The organism is Polaribacter sp. NJDZ03, assembly GCF_019263805.1.
Taxonomy (GTDB): domain Bacteria; phylum Bacteroidota; class Bacteroidia; order Flavobacteriales; family Flavobacteriaceae; genus Polaribacter.
The window spans coordinates 895,506-917,152 of the sequence record NZ_CP079195.1; the positions used below are offsets into that span (position 1 = coordinate 895,506).

At 31.8% G+C, this 21,647-nt stretch carries 15 protein-coding genes and 1 riboswitch; of the genes, 14 read left to right on the forward strand and 1 reads right to left on the reverse strand.

Going from position 1 to position 21,647, the window contains the following annotated elements; translation table 11 throughout:
- Positions 1-82: 82 nt before the first annotated feature.
- Complete coding sequence (locus KV700_RS03825) at positions 83-5,089, reverse strand: DUF4132 domain-containing protein (protein WP_218599246.1); 5,007 nt, start codon at positions 5,087-5,089, stop codon at positions 83-85.
- A gap of 390 nt (positions 5,090-5,479) precedes the next feature.
- Here KV700_RS03825 and KV700_RS03830 point away from each other — a divergent pair, with 390 nt between their 5' ends.
- The 14 genes from KV700_RS03830 (at position 5,480) to cobM (ending at position 21,630) form a co-directional block, all read left to right on the forward strand.
- A complete protein-coding gene (locus KV700_RS03830) occupies positions 5,480-5,845 on the forward strand; it encodes a YchJ family protein (protein ID WP_218599247.1) in 366 nt (121 codons plus the stop codon).
- 232 nt (positions 5,846-6,077) lie between these two features.
- A complete protein-coding gene (locus KV700_RS03835) occupies positions 6,078-7,541 on the forward strand; it encodes a cobyric acid synthase (RefSeq protein WP_218599248.1) in 1,464 nt (487 codons plus the stop codon).
- The gene (locus KV700_RS03840; RefSeq protein WP_218599249.1) at positions 7,535-8,542 is read left to right on the forward strand and encodes a histidinol-phosphate transaminase; all 1,008 of its coding nucleotides are present in this window, start codon (positions 7,535-7,537) and stop codon (positions 8,540-8,542) included. The genes KV700_RS03835 and KV700_RS03840 overlap by 7 nt, the downstream gene beginning before the upstream one ends.
- A complete protein-coding gene (gene cbiB, locus KV700_RS03845; RefSeq protein WP_218599250.1) occupies positions 8,533-9,465 on the forward strand; it encodes an adenosylcobinamide-phosphate synthase CbiB in 933 nt (310 codons plus the stop codon). The genes KV700_RS03840 and cbiB overlap by 10 nt, the downstream gene beginning before the upstream one ends.
- A 1-nt stretch (position 9,466) precedes the next feature.
- Positions 9,467-10,003: an AAA family ATPase gene (locus KV700_RS03850; protein ID WP_166382351.1), complete on the forward strand. Its 537-nt coding sequence runs from the start codon at positions 9,467-9,469 to the stop codon at positions 10,001-10,003.
- A 38-nt stretch (positions 10,004-10,041) separates the two neighbouring features.
- Positions 10,042-10,232: riboswitch (cobalamin riboswitch) on the forward strand.
- An 81-nt stretch (positions 10,233-10,313) separates the two neighbouring features.
- Positions 10,314-12,569: a TonB-dependent receptor gene (locus KV700_RS03855; RefSeq protein WP_218599251.1), complete on the forward strand. Its 2,256-nt coding sequence runs from the start codon at positions 10,314-10,316 to the stop codon at positions 12,567-12,569.
- Positions 12,570-12,572: 3 nt separating this feature from the next.
- Entirely contained in the window at positions 12,573-13,379 is an 807-nt protein-coding gene (locus tag KV700_RS03860) for a ferredoxin (protein ID WP_218599252.1), read from the forward strand.
- Positions 13,376-14,920: a uroporphyrinogen-III C-methyltransferase gene (gene cobA / locus KV700_RS03865; RefSeq protein WP_218599253.1), complete on the forward strand. Its 1,545-nt coding sequence runs from the start codon at positions 13,376-13,378 to the stop codon at positions 14,918-14,920. The genes KV700_RS03860 and cobA overlap by 4 nt, the downstream gene beginning before the upstream one ends.
- A gap of 4 nt (positions 14,921-14,924) precedes the next feature.
- The gene (locus KV700_RS03870; RefSeq protein WP_166382343.1) at positions 14,925-15,863 is read left to right on the forward strand and encodes a sirohydrochlorin chelatase; all 939 of its coding nucleotides are present in this window, start codon (positions 14,925-14,927) and stop codon (positions 15,861-15,863) included.
- On the forward strand, positions 15,860-16,570 hold the full coding sequence (gene cobI, locus KV700_RS03875) for a precorrin-2 C(20)-methyltransferase (protein WP_218599254.1): 711 nt from the start codon (positions 15,860-15,862) through the stop codon (positions 16,568-16,570). The genes KV700_RS03870 and cobI overlap by 4 nt, the downstream gene beginning before the upstream one ends.
- Positions 16,567-17,943 (forward strand): precorrin-3B C(17)-methyltransferase, encoded by a 1,377-nt coding sequence (gene cobJ / locus KV700_RS03880; protein WP_218599255.1) that lies wholly within the window; start codon positions 16,567-16,569, stop codon positions 17,941-17,943. Before cobI ends, cobJ begins: the two co-directional genes overlap by 4 nt.
- 3 nt (positions 17,944-17,946) lie before the next feature.
- On the forward strand, positions 17,947-18,585 hold the full coding sequence (gene bluB, locus KV700_RS03885) for a 5,6-dimethylbenzimidazole synthase (protein WP_218599256.1): 639 nt from the start codon (positions 17,947-17,949) through the stop codon (positions 18,583-18,585).
- Between the two features lie 3 nt (positions 18,586-18,588).
- On the forward strand, positions 18,589-19,788 hold the full coding sequence (cbiE, locus tag KV700_RS03890; RefSeq protein WP_218599257.1) for a precorrin-6y C5,15-methyltransferase (decarboxylating) subunit CbiE: 1,200 nt from the start codon (positions 18,589-18,591) through the stop codon (positions 19,786-19,788).
- Positions 19,789-21,630: a precorrin-4 C(11)-methyltransferase gene (gene cobM, locus KV700_RS03895; RefSeq protein WP_218599258.1), complete on the forward strand. Its 1,842-nt coding sequence runs from the start codon at positions 19,789-19,791 to the stop codon at positions 21,628-21,630.
- The last annotated feature ends 17 nt before the right edge of the window (positions 21,631-21,647 follow it).

Here is a 21,647-nt window from a genome sequence, read left to right on the forward strand (position 1 = left end):
TAGATTTTCTATTTCATATTAATAAAAAATAATTCAAATTTATCATCAATAACTTTAAAATTCATTTGGTATTATTTTTAAATTAGCTATTAATCTGTGCTAAAATTGTTGGATCTTGAATTTTATTGTCTTCTGAAAGTAATTTCATTTTAGAAATAATTTCTGCCGATTTTGGATCGTCGTCTACAAATGGTAAAAACATACGACCTCTATGTTGACTATGCACCGGAATTATAGACAATGCTAATCCGTTTTTGCTAACCTGACCACTTCCTAAATGAATACTATATTCGCCAAAGGTTCCTTTAATAAACACAAAACGCTCTTTAACGGTAATGTTTTTAAGCTTGAATAATCTTGCTGATTCTTCTGCCAAAGCAGCACGCATTTGCATGGTACTATGACTTGCTTCTGGATCTACACCACCAACATGAGCAACACTTACCACAAGATCTATATCTCGCATAATTTCACTGAAAATTACAGTCGGAATCTCGGTAAGCGGAATTCTTTGATACGTATCTACAGAATGAAAACAGATATCTTCTATGGTTGGTGCTTCTGCTTCTGAGGGCGAATACCAATCTGCCATAGCATACATTGTTGCTATAAAACCTTTTTTATGATATACTTTTTGCAAACCTTCTTCCATACTTACCGTCCAACCTCTACTTCTTAAAAGTGCTATGGTTTTTTTAGGCTGAATTTGGTGTCCTTGGTAACGTTCGGAACGATTGCTGTGTTCACGTTCATCATCTGTAACTAAATACAACTCTCTAAATACTTGTTTAAAAGGTTGCGTTAAGCGTTCTGCAAATAAGTATTTCTGATACATATCCCATTCTACTGCTTTGTATAAATGAGATGCGTGCGCAATAACTAAAAGGTCGTTTTCTTCTAATTGATGCGTTTTACCGGTAGCATCTGTTAAAACACTTTCATTGTAAAAACCAGAAATTTCTTTTTCTGGAACGTACATTACTAATTTACTCAACATCACTCTTACAATAGGATGTTGCATCATATTATGAATTTCTAGCGCTGTAAATTCATCTTCATTTACCATTGCATTTTCTAATGATAAACGGGTTCTGCTGTATTGTCTAGAAAGGTATGTTTTGTTCTCTTTTAAAGCGATTACTTCCTTATCCTTACGTAATTTTGCAGGAATATTTTTTAACGATTTACCTGCTTTGGTAACCTTAATATCTGTTTTACCAAGATTATTAATTACTAATTCTATTTCTGTTTCTTCTATGGAAATTTTAGCATTCTCCATGATTTTTTGAGTCGCCTTTGCTTCCATTGCCCAACTAAAACGTACACGATCTTGATAACCTGCGTTACGCGATAAATTATCTAAACCAATTTCTACAGCAATCGCTTCACTTTCTTGACGCTGTGCTCCAAATTGCTTGCTCTCTTTTAAGAAATCTTGCAACAGATTGTAACGCTTTAATAAATCTTTTTCTGGTATGGTTTTACTTAACGGAATTAAACCTAAAGCACGCACATAATCTTTGTCTCGCTTGTCTTTAATTTTCTTTAAGGTTTCAGTAATTTTTACTTCACCTAACATTACGCTAGAATATAATTTTACTTGTCTATGTCCATTTCCGTCAGAAATATATTTGGCTGCATCATGTAGTAATTTCCAATTGGCTTTTCCGATGGTTTTATACACTCTATTAAACCAATCTACATCTATAGCACCAAGAGCAAAATCACTTTTTGGAATGTTAGAATAACGAGAAATAATGGTTTCTTGTTCGCTATTCATACGATCTGAAGCGTGTGCTTGAAACCACCAAACGGCATCTTCTAATTTTTCTAAACCTAAATATTCTCCAATAACACCTGTCCATTGTGTTGCATAACAGGCAAGTTCTATCAAACGTTTTTTAGTCACTTTAGAAGCATCTGCACGTGCAGCAAAATCGGCATAACTTTCGGTATCTTTAAAAAGAGATTTTTTAAGCATAGCACTAAAAATAGTTTTTTTACTCTCTCCGTAATAACTGTAACCACGCTCAAAATTATCTTTGCCTAAACGTTCTAAAATTCTAAATACATAATCTACACCTTCTACACGATGAATACCATTCATGTAACCTGTAGCGGTGGTTTCTAAATCTCCACGTTCTAATTCTGTTTCTAATAAATTGGTTTTTAAAGCTGCAAAAACATGTTTAGATACACAGCCTCTTTCTATCCATTTATAATTCATTCTAGAATTATAACCACCGTCCATAAGAGACATTAATTGACGAGAATGTAAAGCTTGTAAACATAAATCATCATCATTAATTAATCCTTTTTTGTACAATCTTAATGTAACAGCAATACTCGGAAATGGAACAATTCCGGGTCTACTGAATTGTTTTGTAATTACGCTTACATCTGCAGTTGCATTAGGATATTCTATATCTTGTGCAACTAAATACATATAAAAGCTCCAATATTTATGCACTTGCGCTTCTGTAAGAAGTTCCAAGTGATTAATACTTAAACTTGGTACAAGTGGTAAAATGATGTTTGCCCAATTGTACGTTTTTTTATTATAGCGATAATTAGACGTTTGATATTGTACTAACTTCAGCTTCTCTGGAAAATTAGCAATCATATCTTCCATAACATCTAGCTTAAAATTAGCTATTGTTTTTTCTTCTACATACACTTTATATAGACGTTGTAAAATTTCATTATAAGCCTCAGATTTTGAGTTATAACGCTCTTCTTTATCTAAATTTAATCCGCTTAAATCTGGATAATATTGTCTCGCAAAAGTGCCTAATTCTTTGTAATCTCCAAATGGATTATTATGATTATTAATGTAACGGATTGCAGCATGCATTTCAAAATCATTAAGCGTACTTTGCTCGTACCAAGCAATCCATAATTTTGCTAAAGGAAGGTTCTGTAAATGATCTTCTGCAGTAGCATCTTCATCTAATCTTTTTATACTACGAATCCCTTTTTCTATATAAGTGGTTGCTATTTCTCCTCTATATAGTTCCGCTTGATATTCGAAATGTTTGTTTTTAGTAACAATTGCTATTAACTTATTAACCTCTTTTATAATCTTATTAGCGTCTATAAATTCTTTAAATTTAAATCCTGCAGATTCTGAAGTGGTAATTCCTAATTTATCAAAGAAACTCGTCTTTTTTTCAAAACGAGATTGTGGTATATATAATGGTGTTAAGTTATCATAATCTATAGCTCCAAAACCATTACTATAATTAAACTCTTCTGCATTGTCAGAAAATTTATCTAAATAAACTTGTTCGTTTTTGGTAATTTTAGGTCGTTCGTTATACATACGAATTTGATCTTCTACAAAGTTAGACTGTCTATTTTCGTCGTGTAAAAGCGTTAACATTTCTAAACCTCCTAAACGTTGATCTATACTTTTTGCTGTTACCAAATTTGTAGCACTATTTCTTAAACGATCTGCTGGTAATTTTACCAATAACTGAATTAAAGAAGTACGTAATTCTTTATGTTTTCTTCTTAATAAATCTTCTGCAATTTCTAAATCTTCATCATAAAGATGCATTCTACTAAACAAATTAAGTCCGGTAGCCATTAACAATTCGTTTCTGTTATAAATTGCTTTTCTTGCTAAAGCTCTTTTCCACGAATTTTTATCAAAATTTAAAGGTTCTTTTTTCTCTGAATCTTTTTGATAATTGTAAAAAGAATAACTGTAATCTATAGGGAAAACTTTACGAATGTAACTCTCTCTAAATTCCGTTGGCAACGCTTCTAAATCGTTCGCCATTAATTTTAATTGCTGCTCTGTAGCTTCATGTAAAAGAAACTGATAAAAATAATAAGAATTAGGTGTAAAACTCCACCAAGAGAATATTTTACTCTCGAAAGTTTTCCCTTTTTCTTCTGCTGTTTTTGCTACTTCAAATAATTTTGAAAAAGTATCATTATCTAATGAAGTATTGTGTGGTAAATTTACTGCCATCCAATGATCTAAAGCATAATCTTTACCAATTTCATTTTTAAAATACTCTACTAAAGAATCGTTTGTTCTGTCTGTTTTAGATATAAAATATAAGGCTAAAATCTTTTTATTTCTATCTTCTGATGTAAAAACAAGATCTAACGCTTTGGCATTTGCTTTGTCTACATCTAAAATAGCGATAGACCATAAAGCAACTAAAACCTCTAAATTATCTTTACTTTTAAGAAGTGTGTCTACTTCTTTTAAATTTAAAATTAAAGATTGTGCCAATTCTAAAACTCTATTTATTACCGATTTTTTAGGTGTGTCCCAATTTAAACCAAACCAAGTACTTACTGCTCTTGTAACACTACTAAAACGAGTAAGGTCGTTTTCTAAAACAATATTGATCATGTATTTTAAAGCGCCAAGACCAGCTTCATCTAAAGATTCTAGAATAGTTTGTCTTAATCCTTCTTGACGTTGGGCAGCAAGTAATAATTTACCAACCATTTCCCAATGCTTTTCGTCTTCAGATAGTAATAATGCTTTTATAATATCTATACTAATTCCACCAATTTCATCTTCTCCCTGAATAATATCGTCTAATAACTCATCAAACACTCCTTCTCCATTATGCAGTAAGGTTGCTAAGAAATAACTACTCGATCCTGGAAAATACGTGCTATATTGAAACTGTTCTTGTAATGTTAAGCCGCCAAACCCACTTCTACTTAATCGTAAAAAATGGGTGAAAAACTGTAATTTATTACGTAATGTATCTTGCGTTTTTACAGACCTAAAAGCTTTTCTGTCGTATCCTCTTTGATAAGGTAACGTATCCATAAAATCCCACATATCGGCTAAATACGGAGTTTGAACAATACCATATAACTGAATTGCTAAACGCATTCCTTCTTCGGTTCTCCATGGATTTACCGTAATTGCATCGTCAAAAACGGCAACAAAATCACTTACATTATAATAGGTTCTTCTTTCGCCTTTATCAAAGCCTCCTAAAATTTTAGCTAAAACTCTATAAGGTTCAGAAAATGCACGAAATTCAAACCGATCTATTTCTGGTTTTTTATATTTTTCTATATATTTTTTAGCGTCTTCTACTGGAATCATATATCTTAATTCTTAAAATCAATTATAAATACTGATTATAAACCTTATCAAAAAAAAGGAATTATAATTAATGGCAAGATAAAAGTACTTCAACTTTTTTTACTCACTGTATTTAGTGATATTTTTTTGTAAAGTTTTAACTTTTTAGATGAAGGTGTATTTATAATATCACAGAATTAAAAAAGAAATAGCGTTCTTTAAAAACTTTATGACATCAAATATATAATGCCTTCAAATTATTCTAGAGTAAAAAATTTTATATTAAGATTTAATGAATTTAATAATCTACATTTCATATTTTTATATAGATGGTTTTTTTAGACTATTTAAACGAATATAAAATCGATATGTAAAAGGATTATTATATATTGTATTTATAAAAGTAAAACAATGAAGTGTCCTTGTAATCCATCTAAGTTATATATTGATTGTTGTAAAAAAGCGCATCAAGATATTAATTCTGTAACTACCCCAGAAATTTTAATGCGTTCTAGGTATAGTGCTTTTGTGATGGCTGATGTTGATTATTTACAAAAAAGTCATCATAGTGCAACTAGACCATCAAATTCTGAAAAAAAAGAAACATTAATTTGGACAAAGTCCGTAGAATGGATAAAACTAGATGTTTTAAAATCAACAGAAAATACGGTTGAGTTTAAAGCTTTTTTTTACGAAAACAACTCTTTAAATGTCATTCATGAAAATTCTAGTTTTGTAAAAGAAGATAATCATTGGGTCTATAAAGATGCTTTATAAAAAAGACAAAATACGACACCACTACTCAATCTAAATTACTTCTAAAAAAAGAAATATTACAGATTATACTTTCATACAATAAATATAAAAAACGACTAATTATATCATTATTTTTATAATTGTCTCTAGACAACAACATTATTAAAAAATTCTAGCAATAACTTTATCGGTAACCCTATACGAAGTCTATATTATTTATATATTTTTGTTTTCTACAATAAACAAAATTAGAATGCAAAAATTACAACCTATCATGTTAGTTGGCACAGGCTCTGATGTTGGTAAAAGCTGGATAACAACTGGAATTTGCAGATGGTTGAAACAAAAAGGATATAACCCCGCACCATTTAAAGCGCAAAATATGTCTTTAAATAGTTTTTCTACACCAGATAATTTAGAAATTGGAAGAGCCCAAGCTGTACAAGCAGAAGCATGCGGAATTCCGCCAACAGTAGAAATGAATCCTATTTTATTAAAACCATCTTCGGTAAATAAATCTCAGATTATTTTACACGGAAAACCAATAGGAAACCAAACCGCTAAAGAATATTTTTTAGGTGATGATAAAAAACACCTTTTTGAAGAAGCTAAAAAATCGTTTAAACAATTAGCTTCTAAACACAACCCAATTGTAATGGAAGGTGCTGGCAGCATTAGCGAACTCAATTTAAAGCATAGAGATATTGTAAACATGCGAATGGCAGCAGCAGCAAATGCTTGTGTATATTTAGTGGCAGATATTGATAAAGGCGGTGTTTTTGGAAGCGTATATGGTACTATAGAGTTGCTAGAAGATTGGGAACGTAAATTAGTAAAAGGAATTATCATTAATAAATTTAGAGGCGATCCTTCTTTATTTGTTGATGGAAAAAAGAAACTAGAAGAACTAACAGGTATTCCTATTTTAGGGGTTTTACCCTACGCAACAGATATTATTATAGAAGAAGAAGATTCTGTTGCTTTAAATAGAAGAGCAACAACTGCAAAAGAAAACAAACTTAATATAGCGGTTGTTAGACTTCATTATATGTCTAATTATACAGATTTTCAGGTTTTAGAACAAGAACCATTAATCAACCTTTATTTTACTAGAAATTCTTCGGAAATTAATAAAGCAGATATTATTATTATTCCGGGGACAAAAAATACGATTGAAGATTTAATCGCCTTAAAAAAAGACGGTTTAGATACTATTATTAAAGAACAATACAAACACATTCCTGTTATCGGAATTTGTGGTGGATATCAAATGTTAGGTAAAACGGTTAAAGATCCTTTTTCCGTAGAAAGTAATGTAAAATCAGAAGAAGGTTTAGGTTTGTTTCAAATTGATACAACTCTTTCCAAAACAAAACAAACCGTACAACGTAATTTTCAATTTAAAGATTTTAAAGAGGTTTGTATTGGTTATGAGATTCATATGGGAGAAACTACCGTTCCAAAAAACAACCATTTAAATATTATAAACGGTAAAGAAGAAGGCTATTTTGATGGCAATAAAAGTTGGGGGACTTACCTTCATGGTATTTTTGATAATCAAAACGTTGTTACCGAATTACTACATTTAAAATTCCCTGACGCAACAGCCATAAACTACAAGGAGTTTAAAGCCCAACAATTTGATAAATTAGCAGATTGGATTGATGAAAACTTAGATATGGAAGCAATTCTAAAAAATAGTGCACAAGAATGTTAAACGGCCACGGAGATGATCTTCATTTAATTGATGGAGAAATTAAACATAATTTTAGCTCAAACGTATATTATAAAGGGTGTCCAGAAATGCTACTTAATGAAGTTTCAAAGCACGTTCCTTTAATACAAAGTTATCCTTCTCCTGCTGCAAACGAATTGAATATTCTTGCTGCTAAAAAGTTCAACCTTAAAAACGAACAGTTTTTATTTACCAACGGAGCAACCGAAGCTTTTTATCTTATCGCTCAGTTTTTTTCTGATAAAAAGGCAGCAATTATTGCACCAACTTTTTCTGAATATGAAGATGCTTGTAAAATATTTAAATTAAAATACGAGTTAATTTCTAGAACAGAAATACATAAAACAAATGCCGACTTAATTTTTATATGCAACCCAAACAATCCTACGGGAGCTATTTTTTCTAAAAGCGAATTAGAACTTCTTTTTCAACAAAAACCAAATACTACTTTTATTATTGATGAAGCATATATTGAGTTTACAAACAGTGTTGAATCTATCGTTTCATTAACAGAAAAACACATCAATTTAATAGTTGTTCGCTCTTTAACCAAAACATTTACAATTCCTGGTTTACGTCTTGGTTATGTAGTTTCAAATGCTTTAAATATTACCAATCTCTTAGCTTTAAAGATGCCTTGGAGTGTTAATTTATTGGCTATAAAAGCAGGAGAATATATTTTTAACAATTACAATTCGCTTCAATTTAATAGTACAGAATTATTAGAAGAAACGGCCTTATTTAAAAAGCAACTTACAGCATTAGAAGGCATAAAAGTTTGCGATAGTACTACTTCTTATTTTTTAGTTGAATTACTGCATACATCAGCAAAAAAACTTAAAGAATATTTAAGTACAGAGCATCAAATTCTTATTAGAGATGCTACTAATTTTAATGGTTTAGAAGGAGAATACATTCGCCTTTCTACACAAAGCAAAAAAGCGAATAATACCTTAATTGAAGCTTTAAAAAAATGGATTTAAACTCAATTTACATTTTAATAATTGCTTTTGCTTTAGATGCCATTTTTGGAGATCCTAAAAAATTACCGCACCTAATTGTTGGTTACGGAAATAGTATTTATTTTGGTGAAAAAAAATTAAACAAAGGCGCTTCTAAAGTCCTTAAAGGTGCGCTATTAACTATTCTATTGGTTGGTATTTCTTTTGTATTTCCTTACCTAACTATTCGTTTATTAAATGCGTACAACTTCCCTATTCTTTCTATTTTGTTTTCAATAATAATGTTGTTTTATTGTCTTGCCAACAAAACATTGATAAAAGAAGGATATGCCGTTTTTAATACGCTCAAAAATGAAGGTTTAGAAGCCGGACGAAAACGTTTATCTTGGATTGTAGGTAGAGAAACTAATAATTTAAGCGAACAACAAATTAGAATTGCCACGTTAGAAACCATGTCAGAAAACTTAAGTGACGGAGTGATTGCACCTCTTTTTTACTTTTTAATTTTTGGGATTCCTGGGGTAATGGCTTATAAAATGATAAATACTTTAGATTCTATGATTGGTTATAAAAACGATCGTTATATATCTTTTGGTAAGTTTGCTGCTAAATTAGATGATGTAGCCAATTATATTCCGGCTAGAATTACAGCTATATTAATGTTACTTGTTCAATTTAAGTTAAGCGGAATTTCTTTTGTTTTTAAAGAAGGTAAAAAACATAGTAGTCCAAATGCTGGTTACCCAGAAGCTGCATTAGCTTATATTTTAGATTGTCAGTTTGGAGGGCCTAATTATTATCACGGAAAATTACTTAAAAAACCTTTTATTGGTAGTAACAACCGTATAATTAAACACGAAGAAATTAAAATTGCTAGTCGAATTAATTATGCTGTAAGTATCTTATTTTGTCTTTTAAGTATTGCAATTTTATTACTGTTTTAAAATGTCTAAGCTTCAAAAAAAATATATTATTACAGGTGCTCCTGGTACTGGAAAAACGACCTTGATAGATAGCCTTCGTACAGATGGCTTTAATTGCTTTGAAGAAGTTTCTAGAAAATTAATTACTTCTCAGCAAGAGCAAAAAGGAAACAAGACTCCTTGGCAAGATGTTGTTGGGTTTACCAATTTAGTCTATCAAAAAATAACAGCAGAATTAAATATAAAAAGCAATAAAATTACTTTTGTAGATCGTGGTTTAGCAGATAATATTGCTTATTTAAAATTAAAAAAACATCCTATTTGTTCTAAATTTTTAAATTTTAATTATAAAAAACATTATCACATTACTGTTTTTATGCTTCCGCCTTGGCAAGAAATTTATACCGAAGATCCACAACGTCTTCAATCTTTCGAAGATGCTAAAAAGCTACATAATTTATTGGTAGAAACTTATACTAATTTAGGGTTTTCAATTAAAAGTCTACCTAAAACAACTATTTCTAAACGTTTAGATTTTATCAAAAAAATCGTTAATTAATCCGTTTTTACTATTAGTTAACTCATTTAAAAAGTACTACCTTCGCTGCATCAAATGGTTTTTTACGTTTTCGTAAAGATTAAAAGGGAATTTGGTGTAAATCCAAGACTGTTCCCGCAACTGTAAAACTTATAAAGTACTCATTAAGTAAACCACTGTAGTAAGACTATGGGAAGGTAAATGAATATAAAGTTGAGTCAGGAGACCTGCCACTATGATAATAATTTATAATATTAACTCTCGGGTAAAGAGTTAGAAAATTATGTTTATTTCATATTTTCTTTCCTTACCTGCTTAACATCATTTTTAAATGTACAAAAAATTGATTTTATGCAGCGTATGGGCTATGTGTTTTTCATTGCCCATATTCTCACAAAAAAAGGCCATTAAAGGTAAAATAACTGATGCAGAAACACAGTTAGCAATCTCTCAAGTTCGTATTTTAACAAGCGGAAAAACAGTATTAACAACAACTGATGAAAGAGGAAACTTTTCTATTACGGCTGTAAAAGCACCTATAAATCTAACATTTTTGTTAGAAGGCTATATAGAAAAGACAATTACCTTAAAAAAAGGAACCAACAATTTAGCTATTGTTTTAGATAGAGAAACTACAGAACTTTCTGAAATTATTATCAGTTCTAAAGACGAAAAAAAACTAGGTGTTCATAAGGTTTCTAAAATATCATTGCAATTAATACCTATTAGTAGTTCGCAAGATTTTCTAAAAACGGTTCCTGGTTTATTTATAGCCCAACATGCAGGTGGCGGAAAAGCAGAACAAATTTTTCTTAGAGGTTTTGATAATGATCATGGAACTGACTTTGCTGTTTTGGTAGATGATATTGGAATTAATTTAAGTTCGCATGCACACGGACAAGGGTATGCCGATTTACATTTTTTAATTCCAGAAACGGTTCAGAATGCAGATTACTACAAAGGACCACATGAAACTTCTTTAGGTAACTTTGCTGTTTCTGGTGCTGCAAAATTTACAACCAAAGACAAACTACATCGCAATTTTGTAAAACTAGAATATGGTCAATATGATTTTACAAGAGCTCTGGCAATGGTTTCTCTTATAGATCAAAAGAATTTTTTAACTAAAAATGATGAAAGTGCTTATATAGCAATTGAAGGGACTTACAATAACAGTTTTTTTGAAAGTAATCAAAAACTTAGGCGTTTAAATACTTTTACTAAATATAGTATTTCCCTATCGGATAAACATCAATTAAAAACCTCTCTTTCTACTTTTCATAGTGATTGGAATGCTTCTGGACAAATTCCTTTACGTGCTGTAAAAAGCGGGCTTATAACTAAATATGGTGCTATTGATGATAAAGAAGGTGGCGATACTAAAAGAATACACGTAAATGCACAGTTAAATTCTACATTATCTAACAATACAACGCTTATTAATCAGTTGTATTATGTATCTAATACCTACAATTTGTTTTCTAATTTTTCATTCTTTCAAAACGATCCTGTTCATGGAGATATGATTCATCAACAAGAAAACAGAGATGTCTTTGCTTATAAAGGAAATATAGCCATAAACAACATTTTAGAAATACCTAATAGTACCACAACCTTTGGTTGGTCTGCAAAACATAATCACAATTACATTGGTTTAAATCATACTATTGGCAGAGAATTATTAGAAAATGTAAATAGGTTTAAAATTAAAGAAACCAATTACGCTGCATTTATTAAAGAAAGAATACAAATTACTAATAAATTAACGGTTTTAGCGGGGTTAAGAGCAGATTATTTCGACTTTAATGTAACAGAAATTATACCAACTCCGCAACAAGGAAGTACAACCGCTTTTAAACTAAGCCCTAAACTAAGTCTGTTTTACGACGCTACAGAAGATCTTCAATTTTATGCAAAAGCAAGCACTGGTTTTCATTCTAACTATGCAAATGCCGCAGTAAAAAACAAGAGTATAAATCCTTTGCCAAAAGCAACTGGGTATGACTTAGGGACTGAATTTAAAATAGGTGATAATTTTATAGGTAATTTAACTTCATATTATTTACAAAGTGATGCCGAATTTGTATTTGTGTCTGATGGTTTCGAGTTCGAAAACAAAGGAAGATCTAAACGTTTAGGTAGTGAGGCTTCTTTTAGATACCAACCTCTGCCCTACTTTTGGATAGATACAGATTTAAATTATAGTTACGGTACTTTATTAGATGCCCCTAAAGGGGATAATAAAATTCCGAGTGCGCCTCGTTTTACCACTACTGGTGGTGCTACTTTACGTTTACAAAACGGAATTAAAGCATCGCTACGTTATCGTTATTTAGGAGAACGTCCTTTAACCGAAGACGCATCTATAATAGCACAAGATTATTTTATTGCAGATGCTGTTGTTAATTATACAACTTCTAAATATACAATAGGAATTTCTATTGAAAACTTATTTGACACTAGTTGGAGAGAAGCTGTCTTTTACGACTCGTCACAATTACAAGGAGAATTAGCGCCTGTAGATGATATTCATTTTACACCAGGAACTCCGTTTTTAGCTAAATTAAATCTAACTTATTTCTTTTAAATTATGGGTAAAAATATAGCCAATACAACACATACTTTTTTATTCTGCGACGGAGGCTCTTGCCAAAAAGCAGGATCAGAAAAAGTAGTAAGAGCTGCAAGAGCTTATTTACGTAATAATGATCTTTGGGATACTGTACATACTATTAAAACCAGATGTAATGGAAGATGTGAAGACGCACCTACTTGTATTGTAAATCCAGGTGAATATTGGTACAAAGAACTAACTGCTGATAAAATTATTCCTATTGTAAAAAGTCATATTGATAATAACTTACCCGTTGAAGCTAATTTATTATATAAAAAGGAATGGGATGCGCTAAAATCTAATAGAGAAATAGCGCCATTTAAACCCAAACCTTTCGAATTAAAAGACGACAAAGAATTAGGGGAATGTTTTATAACAAAAGGCTTTAGCTCCGATCAATATTTGTATCCTTTATTCTTATACTTATTAGAAAACCCCAAAGGTGTAACACTTAAAATGGCACATCTAAAAGCAATGCCGTTTACAGAAATAACTGCCGTAAATTATGCTAAAACATACACGTTAGAATTAGAAACAGCAACCGATTGTATTCCATTAACCATTGCTGGTGTACCAAAAGAAGATAAGGAATTACAAAAATCAAAAATTTCTAGTACAGAGTATTTTTATCAGAAAAACGTAAACCAAACAGGTATCCGTTTTAAAAATAAGTTTGGAGAAGTTATAGGAATCATTAACTTTGATTCTATAGATAATTTGGCTTGGAAATATTGTACTAAAATTCAGTTACAAAACGCGAGTCAAGATTTAATATCACTATGAATAAGAACATCTCTATATTAGGTTTAGGTTGGTTGGGATTACCATTGGCTTTACAACTTCAAAAAAGTGGCTACTCCGTAAATGGTAGTACCACAACACTTGGTCGTTTAAAACCATTGTCTAAATATGCGTTTCAATCAGATAGAATAAAAGTTGAAGCTGATAAAATTATTGGTGATTGGGCATCTTTTATCCATGAAACCTCAACTTTAATCATCAATTTTCCGCCAAAGCGGATTGATAATATTGAGACCATACATCCGCTTCAGATAGCGCAAATTATAAAAAATACTGCCGCAACTACAAAGGTAATTTTTGTAAGCTCTACTTCTGTGTATCAAAATACAAATAGCCTTATAGACGAAACAATACATTGTGTGCCAGAAAAAGCTTCTGGTATTGGGTTGATAAAAGCAGAAGAATTATTAAAACAACATTTTGGAAGCAACCTAACTATTTTACGTTTGGCAGGATTAATTGGTCCAAAACGTCATCCCGGAAGATTTCTTGCCAACAAAAAGCAATTAAAAAACCCAAACGTTCCGGTAAACCTCATTCATTTAAAAGATAGTATTGGTTTAATTGAAACTATTTTAGAACAAGATTGTTTTGGAGAAATTATCAATGGTTGTGCAGATGTGCATCCTAAAAGAAAGGAATATTATAAAAACGCTGCCATACAATTAAACTTGCCTGCTCCTATTTTTGGAGAAGATACTGCACAAGATTTTAAAATTGTTGATAATTCTAAATCGAAATCAATCTTAAATTTCGAATATCAGTTTGCAAATCCAGAATTGATTTTTGCAAAAGACAAATTGCCAGAAATAAGCATTGTGGGTGCAGGACCTGGTAATAAAAACCTATTAACGTTAAAAGCTTTTGAAGCCATACAGAATGCTGAAATTATTTTACATGATAATTTAATATCAGAAGAAATAATGGATATCAATACAACTGCAACACGTATTTATGTAGGTAGAAAATTTGGCGATAAAGAAGATCCACAAGCTCGTCAGCATAAAATAAACGAATTACTAAAAACACATTGCGAAATGGGTAATAAAGTAATTCGTCTAAAATCTGGTGATCCATATATTTACGGTCGCGCTGCAGAAGAGGTACGTTTTTTAAAGAAACATCAACTTCCTTTTACAGTTATCCCTGGTATATCCGCAGCTTTAGCAGCGGCAAGTGCAATGAGTATACCTGTTACAGAAAGAGGTTTTTCTAATGCTTTTTTAATTTGTACAGCACACACTGCAGATTATTCTACAACGCAATTAAAGGGTATTGCAGAAATGTTGAATGCTGGTAATACTTTGGCGCTTTATATGGGCTCTAAAAGTTTAGATAAAATCATTCCGAAATTAATAGCCGTTTGCAACAATCCAAACATCCCTATTAATGCTATTTCTAATGTTTCTAGAGATAATGAAATCTTACTAACATCAACATTAGAAAATATTGAAGAAGATATCATTACACAAAAACTACCAATGCCCGTAGTATTTTTAATAGGTGCAAACCCAATAAATTAAGAAGATGAAAGAAGGAATTTTATTATGCGGACACGGTACAAGAAGAGAAGCTGGCGTAAAATCGTTTAAACGATTGGTGAGCATTCTTAAAGAACGCTACCAAGATGAATATGAAGTAGATTATGGGTTTTTAGAATTTAATCATCCTACGTATGAAGCTGCCGTAGAACGCATGTATGCGCAAGGTATTCGAAAAATATATGCGTTGCCTGTTATTTTATTTGCGGGTTCACATGCCAAGAATGACATTCCGTTTGAGTTAAATACCTTACAAGGTTATCACGATGATTTAACCATTTCTATGGGAAAACATATTGGTGTAAGTTCTTTTTTACTTGATTTATCGTTAAAACGGATTGAAGAAACAGAGAAAAAATTACCTAAAATTGATAGAAAAGAAACCTGTTTGGTAGTAGTTGGTAGAGGAACTACAGACCCAGATGCCAATAGCGATGTTGCTAAATTAACCAGTATGCTTTGGGACGGAATGGGCTTTGGTTTTGCCACCACAGTATATAGCGGAACAGCGTTTCCTAATGTAGACGAAGGTTTACAATTAGTCGAAAAATTAGGTTTTAAACGTACTATTGTGATTCCTTTTTTCTTTTTTACAGGTATTTTATTAGAGCGAATTTATAAAAGCGTTTCGGAAATGGATGCGAGTTCTAATTTAGAATATGTGTACACAGATCCTTTTGGTGCCGATGAATTAATTTTACAGGCTTTTGATGAGCGTTTACATGAAGCTAAAAACGGAATAGCAAACATGAATTGTCAGTTATGTAAATACAGAAAACAAGTCATTGGTTTTGAAGAAGACAAAGGGAAAGAGCAAATTGGTCATCATCTTAATGTAAAAGGAATTTTATTTGAAGAAGATGAAAAACCAAATGAAGAAGAAAACGGTTTTACAAGTAAAATTAAAAAAATGTTAGGCATATGATAGCAGGTAAAATTTACGGCGTTTCATTAGGTCCTGGCGATGCCGATTTAATTACGCTAAAAGGTTTAAAAGCGTTACAGCAAGCTGATAAAATATATTATCCGGGTTCTTTATTTAAAGACGGAAGAAAGGCAAGTTATTCGCTTTCTATCTTAGATAATTATAACTTAGATGCTGCTAAATTAGTCGGTTTTCATCTAAAGATGGATTTAGAAAGAGCGCAAGCCAAAGAAATTTACGAAACTACCTTTCAGCAAATTTTAGCTGATTATAAAAAAGGATTATCAATCGCCATTGTAAGCGAAGGAGATATTAGTACGTTTAGTTCTTTTTCTTATCTATTAGAAAAAATACAAGCGCATCAATTAACCATTCATTTAATTCCGGGTATTAGCTCTTATTTGCATTTAGCTGCAGAAAGTAAAATGCCTTTGTGTTTACAAAACGAAAAAGTAGTTGTTATTCCGCGTATACAAACACAAGAGGAATTAGAAGAAGCGATTGCGCATTTTGACACCGTAGTATTAATGAAAATTATATCGGTTGTAGATATTATTACCGACGTAATAAATCACAAAAAACATAGCATTACCTATGCAGAACGCTTAGGCACCTATCAACAATTTATAACAACCGATTGGTCAATTGCAAATAAAAGAGAAACGCCTTATTTTTCTCTTATCATCATAAAAAAAATAAACAAATGAAAATAACTGTAGCAGGCTTAGGTCCTGGAGATATCAATTATATGTTACCCGTAGTTAAAAATGCTTTACAAAAAGCAGATGTAGTTATTGGTTACGACTATTATTTTCAATTTGGAGCCTCTTTATTTAAAGAAGATGCAGAACTTATTTCTATGCCATTAGGTATGGAAGAAGCAAGAGCTCATAAAGCTATTGAAAAAGCAAAAGAAGATAAATATGTAGTGGTTATTGGCTCTGGTGATGCCAGTATTTATGCCATGGCAGCAATTGTTTACGAGGTAGTTTCTAAAGAAAATCATACTGATATTGAATTAGAAACCTTACCTGGAGTTTCGGCATTTTTAGCTGCAGGAAGCAAATTGGGTGCGCCATTAGGTCACGATTTTTGTTGTATTTCTCTTTCTGATTTAATGACACCATGGAACAAGATTGAGCAACGAATTAAAGCTGCCGCAATGGGCGATTTTGTAACGAGTTTGTACAACCCAAAAAGTAAAAAGAGACATTGGCAATTAGGCAGATTGCAAAAAATATTTTTAGCAGAACGCTCACCTTCTACTCCGGTTGCCATTATAAGACACGTAACTAGACCAGAAGAAGAACTTAAAATAACGACGTTGGGTGAATTTAATCCTGATGATGTAGATATGTTTTGCTTGGTGATGATTGGAAACTCGCAAACCTATCGTTTTAAAGACTATTTGGTGACTCCTAGAGGATACTTAAACAGAAAACCACATACAGGCAAAGAAATTCAGCAAGAAAGCTTTAGAATCGTTACCGAACATATTAAAGATTTGCCTTTTGCTATTGCTGATAAATGGGCAATAACGAGAGTCATTCATACCACTGGAATTTTAGAAGATTTTAATCATTATTCGGCAACACCAGAAGCGATTGAAAATTGGCACAACCATCTTAAAAACGGAGGTGAAATTGTGACTGATGTTACCATGGTACAAGCAGGAATTACAAAAGCTTTTACAAAGGAATACGGCAACCAAATTCACTGTTTGTTAAATGATGAGGAGGCACAAGAATTGGCTAAATCTGCAAATATTACACGCACACAAGCAGGCATTAGAAAAGCAATTGAAAAACACCCAAATGCTTTATATGTAGTTGGTAATGCACCTACTGCTTTGTTTGAAATTGTAGATCAATTAAGAGATAATAAAGCCTTTAAACCTGTTGGTGTTGTTGGTGTTCCGGTTGGTTTTGTAAATGTTTTAGAATCTAAAGAACAGTTATCTCAAATTAAAAATACAGATTGGGTAATTGTAGAAGGCAACAGAGGTGGTAGTAATGTGGCAGCTGCTATTGTAAATGCCGCTTTTACGTTACCAGAAGCATCCACCTATTTTAAATCTTAAAAAATGAACAAATTTACTTCAGAAAATATAGAAACGTTAGAACAGATTATTCTTGCTCGTAGAGATGTAAGAGGGAATCGATTTACAGACGAACCTGTTGTTCAAGCAGATTTAGATAAAATTCTATTTGCTGGAGTAAACGCACCTTCCGTTGGTTTTTCGCAACCCTGGGAGTTTGTTGTAATTAAAGATTTAGACATTAGAAATAAAATAAAGGATAGTTTTTTTGAAGAAAATGAGAAAGCTAAATCCCTTTTTGAAGGAAAAAAAGCAGATGCATATACCCAATTAAAATTGGAAGGTATTGTAGAATCTCCACTAAATATTGCTGTATTCTACAAACCTAGTGAGCATCCTGTTTTAGGACAAACTACCATGAAGGAAGCAGGCGTTTATTCTGTGGTTTGTGCCATTCAAAATATGTGGTTAATGGCAAGAGCGTTAAATGTTGGTTTAGGTTGGGTTAGTATTTTAAATCCTGATAAGGTGAAAACCATATTAAACGCTCCTAAAGACAGACAACTAATTGGTTATTTGTGTTTAGGACATGTAGATAAATTCTATGAAAACCCAGAATTAGAACGTTTACAATGGGAAAAACGTAAGAATATAAATGATGTTATTATTAAGGATTCTTATTAAGAAATGAAGCAAACAAAGACACATATCGATTTTTATTTAATTGGAATAGGCAATCATCCTACGCCCAAGTTAAATGATGATGCTTTAGAGTTCATCCAAGAATCTACTGTTTTTTCTGGCGGAAAACGTCATTATCAATTGGTTAAATCTTACTTGCCAGAAAACCATACTTGGATAGAGATTTCAGGAAAAATGGACGCTTTAATTCAGCAATACAATACTTATGATAAGTCTATTGTTGTTTTTGCTTCTGGAGATCCTTTTTTCTACGGATTCGGAAATACCTTACAACGTTTAATACCGAATGCTAAACTAAATTCAGTTCCTTATTTTAATAGCATTCAGTTACTATGTCATAAAACGCAAACCAATTATAACAACTTAAAATCGATATCGGTTCACGGTAGAGATTGGTCGGCTTTAGACGAAGCATTAATCAATAGAACCGAATTAATTGGAGTATTAACTGATAACAAAAAAACACCGGCAGAAATTGCAAAGCGTTTGTTACAATATGGTTTCGATAATTATTCGATAACTATTGGAGAGGCTTTGGATGGAGATACAGAACATATTGAGCAACTCGATTTATTGTCGTGTACTCTAAAAACACATCAACATTTAAACTGTGTTTTATTAAAACAAATAGCACCAAAAAAGAAACACTTTGGCATACCCGATACTGCTTTTATTCCGTTAAAGAATAGAGCGAATATGATTACAAAAATGCCCATTCGTTTAAGTACAATTCAGGCATTAGAGTTGCAAAATAAAGCTGTTTTTTGGGACATCGGTTCTTGTACCGGATCTGTCGCTATTGAAGCCAAACAACACTATCCGAATTTAAAAATTATAGCTTTTGAAAAACGTACAGAATGCGCTGCTATTATTCAGCAAAACACCGAACGTTTGGCAACTCCTGGCATCGAAATTATTATTGATGATTTCTTTAACCTCAACCTAAAAGACTACCCAATTCCGGATGTTGTATTCATTGGCGGACATGGAGGAAGGCTAAAAGAACTAATTAAACTCTTACATCAAGTAAACCCATATTTAAAACTGGTTACCAATGCTGTAAGAAAAAATAGTAGCGAGGTTTTTACAGAAGAACTTACCAAATTAAATTATACAATTAGTACAAATAGCATTCAAGTAAACGAGCATAACAAAATTAGCATTCACACCGCAGAAAAACAATAAATGAAAAAAATAGCCATTATAGCAGTTACTGAAAAAGGGTTAGAAAAAGCCCTTATTATTCAGAAAGAATTTCCAAAATCTTTGGTAATTACAACGTTAAATTCTTCGGATAAAAACGTATCAACTATTAGCTCAATATCAAACTATTTAACTGATAATTTCTTAAAATTAGACGGTATTTGTTTTGTGACTGCTTTAGGTATTTGTGTGCGATTAATTGCACCTTATATTCAAGATAAAAACACAGATCCTGCAGTAATTTCTGTGGATGATTTAGGTCTAAATGTGCAAGCTGTTTTAAGCGGACATAAAGGTGGCGCAAATGATTTTGCTTTAAAAGTTGCTTCCGTTTTAGGAGCCAACCCAATTATATCTACGTCTAGTGATGTACAAAATATTTGGGCGTTAGATACGTTAGCAAATCAATATGATTGGCAAGTAGCCACTTCTTTATCAATGAACAAAACAATGGCGTTGTTTGTAAATAATAAACCTACTGCCCTATTGTTAGATATTAAAGATAAAGGTACTCAGCATTTAGAAAAAACAGTACCTAATTTTGTTACTGTTTTTTACGATGAAGCGGAGATTGATTACACACAATTTGAGTTATTTATTGCCGTAAGTTATAAAGTGTATACAAGTACAATTGCTAGTGTATTCTTTATACCAAAAGTACTTTCTGTTGGTTCTGGTTGCTCTAAACAATTAGATTCAGTTCTTTTTGAAACTACTTTAAAAGAAGAATTGAAAAGTAGAAACATTCACTTTTCAGCGATTAAAAACGTTGGATCTATAGATATTAAGGCACAACAACAAGCGTATTTAGATTTTAGTACAAAAAACAACATTCCGTTTAGCACTTTTACTTCAGACGAAATAGACACCATTACCGTACCAAACCCAAGTGAAATGGTGCAATCTAAAATTGGTGTTGATGGTGTTTCCGAATCTACTGCAATGCTACTTTCTGGAAGCAAAAATGTACTAATTGAAAAACAAAAAATTCATTTAGAAAATGGTGAGAAATTCACTTTTTCTATTGCTTTAGATGTTAAGGCAGAACGTAGAACCGCTATCGCAATTATTGGTGCAGGACCTGGTGATGAAGAATTAATTACCGTAAAAGGAAAAGCCTATTTAGAAAACGCAGATTGTGTATTGTACGCAGGTAGTTTAATTCCTGAAGAAATGACCAATTGGTGTAAACCAGGTGCTGTGGTTAGAAACTCTGCAATGATGACTTTAGAAGAGCAAATAGCGGTAATGCAAGAACATTACAAAAAAGGTAATGCTATTGTACGTTTACAATGTGGAGATCCTTCTTTGTATGGCGCTATCCAAGAGCAAATGACCATTTTTGATGAATTAGAAATGGAGTACTTTATTGTACCAGGAATTTCAGCTTTTAGTGCCGCAGCTGCCGTTTTAAAATCTGAATTTACGATTCCGGAAGTAGTACAGTCTATTGTTTTAACACGTGGAGAAGGTAAAACACCAATGCCATCAAAAGAAAATATTGCTGCTTTTGCTGCTACAAATGCTACCATGTGTATCTTTTTAAGTGTAGGAATTGCTAAAAAAGTAGAAGCACAATTATTAGAACATTTTGATGCTGATACGCCTGTAGCAGTGATGTACAGAATCTCTTGGAAAGATGAAGAAATTTATCAAGGTAAATTAGAAAATCTAGCAAAAATTGTAAAGGACAGTAAAAAAACAAGAACAGTATTAATTATCGTTGGTCATGCAATTGGTGCTCGTAAAAACAGGTCTCAATTATACAGTCCAGATGTGAAACACATTTTTAGAACGAATAAGAAATTTGTAGTAACAGAATAAAACCATTTCGTATTTAG

Excerpts from the sequence above, each read along its gene's own strand:
- KV700_RS03830 (WP_218599247.1), top strand. The coding sequence starts at position 5,480 with ATGAAGTGTCCTTGTAATCCATCTAAGTTATATATTGATTGTTGTAAA.
- KV700_RS03835 (WP_218599248.1), top strand. The coding sequence starts at position 6,078 with ATGCAAAAATTACAACCTATCATGTTAGTTGGCACAGGCTCTGATGTT.
- cobI (WP_218599254.1), top strand. The coding sequence starts at position 15,860 with ATGATAGCAGGTAAAATTTACGGCGTTTCATTAGGTCCTGGCGATGCC.
- cbiE (WP_218599257.1), top strand. The coding sequence starts at position 18,589 with ATGAAGCAAACAAAGACACATATCGATTTTTATTTAATTGGAATAGGC.
- bluB (WP_218599256.1), top strand. The coding sequence starts at position 17,947 with ATGAACAAATTTACTTCAGAAAATATAGAAACGTTAGAACAGATTATT.
- KV700_RS03840 (WP_218599249.1), top strand. The coding sequence starts at position 7,535 with ATGTTAAACGGCCACGGAGATGATCTTCATTTAATTGATGGAGAAATT.
- cobM (WP_218599258.1), top strand. The coding sequence starts at position 19,789 with ATGAAAAAAATAGCCATTATAGCAGTTACTGAAAAAGGGTTAGAAAAA.
- KV700_RS03855 (WP_218599251.1), top strand. The coding sequence starts at position 10,314 with ATGTACAAAAAATTGATTTTATGCAGCGTATGGGCTATGTGTTTTTCA.
- KV700_RS03825 (WP_218599246.1), bottom strand. The coding sequence starts at position 5,089 with ATGATTCCAGTAGAAGACGCTAAAAAATATATAGAAAAATATAAAAAA.
- KV700_RS03860 (WP_218599252.1), top strand. The coding sequence starts at position 12,573 with ATGGGTAAAAATATAGCCAATACAACACATACTTTTTTATTCTGCGAC.
- KV700_RS03850 (WP_166382351.1), top strand. The coding sequence starts at position 9,467 with ATGTCTAAGCTTCAAAAAAAATATATTATTACAGGTGCTCCTGGTACT.
- cbiB (WP_218599250.1), top strand. The coding sequence starts at position 8,533 with ATGGATTTAAACTCAATTTACATTTTAATAATTGCTTTTGCTTTAGAT.
- KV700_RS03870 (WP_166382343.1), top strand. The coding sequence starts at position 14,925 with ATGAAAGAAGGAATTTTATTATGCGGACACGGTACAAGAAGAGAAGCT.
- cobJ (WP_218599255.1), top strand. The coding sequence starts at position 16,567 with ATGAAAATAACTGTAGCAGGCTTAGGTCCTGGAGATATCAATTATATG.
- cobA (WP_218599253.1), top strand. The coding sequence starts at position 13,376 with ATGAATAAGAACATCTCTATATTAGGTTTAGGTTGGTTGGGATTACCA.